The 2910-nt window shown below is 71.0% G+C and carries 3 protein-coding genes and 1 pseudogene; 1 reads left to right on the top strand and 3 read right to left on the bottom strand.

Translation table 11 applies throughout. The annotated features are described in order from the left end of the window. Positions 1-444 (top strand): annotated as a pseudogene (locus FV217_RS22060) (DUF4166 domain-containing protein); the annotation flags it as partial. A 164-nt stretch (positions 445-608) separates the two neighbouring features. On the opposite strand, the gene rsfS reads toward FV217_RS22060, so the two are convergent. The 3 genes from rsfS to FV217_RS22045 all read right to left on the bottom strand — a co-directional run. Further along, a complete protein-coding gene (gene rsfS / locus FV217_RS22055; RefSeq protein WP_238230819.1) occupies positions 609-983 on the bottom strand; it encodes a ribosome silencing factor in 375 nt (124 codons plus the stop codon). Positions 984-1092: 109 nt separating this feature from the next. Further along, entirely contained in the window at positions 1093-1653 is a 561-nt protein-coding gene (locus FV217_RS22050) for a nicotinate-nucleotide adenylyltransferase (RefSeq protein ID WP_238230821.1), read from the bottom strand. 57 nt (positions 1654-1710) lie between these two features. Continuing rightward, on the bottom strand, positions 1711-2910 hold a 1200-nt coding region (locus tag FV217_RS22045; RefSeq protein ID WP_147821753.1), incomplete at its 5' end, for a glutamate-5-semialdehyde dehydrogenase.

The following is a 2910-nucleotide window of genomic DNA, read 5'->3' as shown; positions in this document are numbered from 1 at the left end:
GGCGCGCCGCTGCCAGTCTCGCGCGCGGCCGGCATGGCGAGCGTCGTCTCGGTCACCGAAGACCCGCGCCGCGGCGGGTAGATCTGGACGCGGCTCTACGCCCGGCCCCGCGGCTTTCCGCAGATGATCCACTCGGCCAAGCGCTTCGCCGGTCCGACTGGCCTCGAAGAGCATGTCGGCGCGGGGCTCGGCATGTCGCTGACGGTCGCGGTAGAAGACGGCGCCCTGGTGTTTCGCAGCCGCCGCTATTTCTGGGATGGTCTGGGTGTGCGGCTCCACCTGCCGCGCTGGCTGTCGCCGGGCGCGTTGTGCGTCAGCCATGCCGAGACGGAGGGGGGCACGTTCCGCTTCGTCCTCGACCTGCGCCACCCGCTGCTCGGCCTGCTGATCCGTCAGGAGGCGGAGTTCCGGGACAGCGTGGCTTCGGGTGGGGCCGGATGCTGAACGACCTTCGTCGTACTTCCGGGGCCGCGAAGCGGAACCCCGGCGCGATGGCCGGCGGTCGCATCGCGCATGGATTCCGGGTTCTCGCCTCTGGCGACCCCGGACTGACGGTGAGGTGAACGTATGCAGCCGCCGATCCCTGCGCCGCGCGAACCTGCGAAAAATCAGCCGCCGAGATGCGCCGAGGGACGGTCCTCGCCCCAGATCTTCTCGAGGTTGTAGAAGCCGCGCACTTCCGGCCGGAAGATGTGGACCAGGAGGTCGCCGGCATCGATCAGCACCCAGTCGCAGGCGGGCATGCCCTCGACGCGGGCGGTGCCGTAGCCCTTGGCCTTGAGATCCTGGAGGATCTTGTCGGCGATGGCGCCGACATGGCGCTGGGAGCGGCCCGAGGCGATGATCATCGTGTCGGCGAGCGAGGTCTTGCCCGCGAGATCGATGGCGATGGTCTCTTCGGCCTGCATGTCGTCGAGGCACCCGAGCGCGAGGGCCTTCAGAGCGTCGGAGCCGTCGGCTCCCTGGGTGTCGTGATCGCTCAGCGGATCGGTTCCTGATTCTGGCGCGGCCTCGTCCGAGGCGGCTCTCGTCTTACACGAAAACGTGAGGGTTCGTCCGCCGATGTCAATGGTGCGGACTGATGGACCCCTCTCATACACGCTTCCGCAGCGCCGTCGATGACAGGGACGAGCGTGGGCCATGCAGGAAGACCCAGGCCGGCGGCGCATGCTCCGCCAGCAGCGGCGCATCGGTCTCGTCGATGCGCCAGCGCGCCAGCGCCCGCGCGCCCGGGGCGTTGGGTGCCGCGAGGGTGTGGCCGGGGCGGTCGATCACCGCGATCGGCATCAGCGACGCGATCTCGCGGAACCGCTCCCAGCGATGGAAGCTCGTCAGCGAGTCGGCGCCCATGATCCAGACGAAGCGCAGGGCCGGACGGCGCAGGCGCAGCCAGCGCAGGGTCTCGACGGTGTAGCGCGCGCCGATCGCCGCCTCGAAGCCCGTCACCGCGATGCGCGGATTATCGGCCACGGTTCCGGCGATTGCGAGCCGCTCAGACAACGGCGCGAGTTCACGACGATCCTTCAGCGGATTGCCGGGCGTCGCCAGCCACCAGACCCGGTCGAGCCGCAGCCGTTTCAGGGCCATGCGGCTGACATGCAGGTGGCCGGCATGGGCCGGGTTGAACGAGCCTCCGTACAGGCCGATCCGCATGCCGGGGGCGGCCGGCGGCAGCTTTGGCGGGTCCATCCTCGGCCGGTCCGGCGCGGCTCAGACCGGGCGCGTCTGTCCGCTGCCGTGGACGCGGTACTTGAACGTCGTCAGCTGCTCGACGCCGACCGGGCCGCGCGCATGCATCCGCCCGGTGGCGATGCCGATCTCGGCGCCGAAGCCGAACTCGCCGCCGTCAGCGAACTGCGTCGAGGCGTTGTGCGTGACGATGGCGGAATCGACCTCGGCGAGGAAGCGGGCCGCCGCCTCCTTGTCCTCGGTGACGATCGCGTCGGTGTGGTGCGAGCCGTGGTTCTCGATGTGCTCGATCGCGGCGTCGAGCCCGTCGATCACCCGCGCCGAAATGATCGCATCGAGATATTCGGTGCGCCAGTCGGCCTCGTCCGCGGCGGTCACGCGGGGGTCGGCCGCCATCGTCGCCGCATCGCCGCGCACCGCGCAGCCGGCATCGAGCAGCGCCGCGATCAGGGGCGCCAGGTGCGTTTCGGCGACCGCACGATCGACCAGCAGCGTCTCGGCCGCGCCGCAGACGCCGGTGCGGCGCATCTTGCTGTTGAGGAGGAGATTGCGGGCCATGTCGAGATCGGCGCTCGCTCCGACATAGACGTGGTTGATGCCGTCGAGATGGGCGAAGACCGGGAGGCGCGCCTCGGCCTGGACCCGCTCGACGAGGCTGCGCCCGCCGCGGGGCACGATCACGTCGAGGCAGCCGTCGAGACCGGTGAGCATCAGGCCGACTGCGGCGCGGTCGCGGGTCGGCACAAGCTGGATCGCATCGGGCGGCAGGCCGGTTTGCGCCAAGCCCTCGCTCATGGCGCGGGCGATGACGGTGGCGGTGCGGTGCGAATCCGAGCCTGCCCGCAGGATCGCGGCGTTGCCGGCCTTGAGGCAGAGTGCGCCGGCGTCGGCCGTGACGTTCGGGCGGCTCTCGAAGATCACGCCGACGACGCCGAGCGGCACCGAGATGCGCTCGATCAGGAGGCCGTTCGGCCGCTCGAAGGCCGCGAGTTGGCGCCCGACCGGATCGGCCAGCGCGCCGACCTGCGCCACCGCCTCGGCGATGCCGGCGACGCGCCGCTCGTCGAGGGTGAGCCGGTCGATCAGCGCCTTGCTCTGCCCGGCGGCCTTGGCGGCGCCGACGTCCCGCGCGTTCTCGCGCAGAATCTCGGCGGCGTTGGCGCGGATGCGCTCCGAGATGGCGCGCAGCGCGATGTCCTTGGTGTGCGCCGAGGCGAGCGC

This window comes from Methylobacterium sp. WL9 (assembly GCF_008040035.1).
In the GTDB taxonomy this organism is placed as follows: Bacteria; Pseudomonadota; Alphaproteobacteria; order Rhizobiales; family Beijerinckiaceae; genus Methylobacterium; species Methylobacterium thuringiense.
Note: the sequence above shows the minus strand (reverse complement) of the source record. Positions and strands in the feature narration are given on the sequence as shown.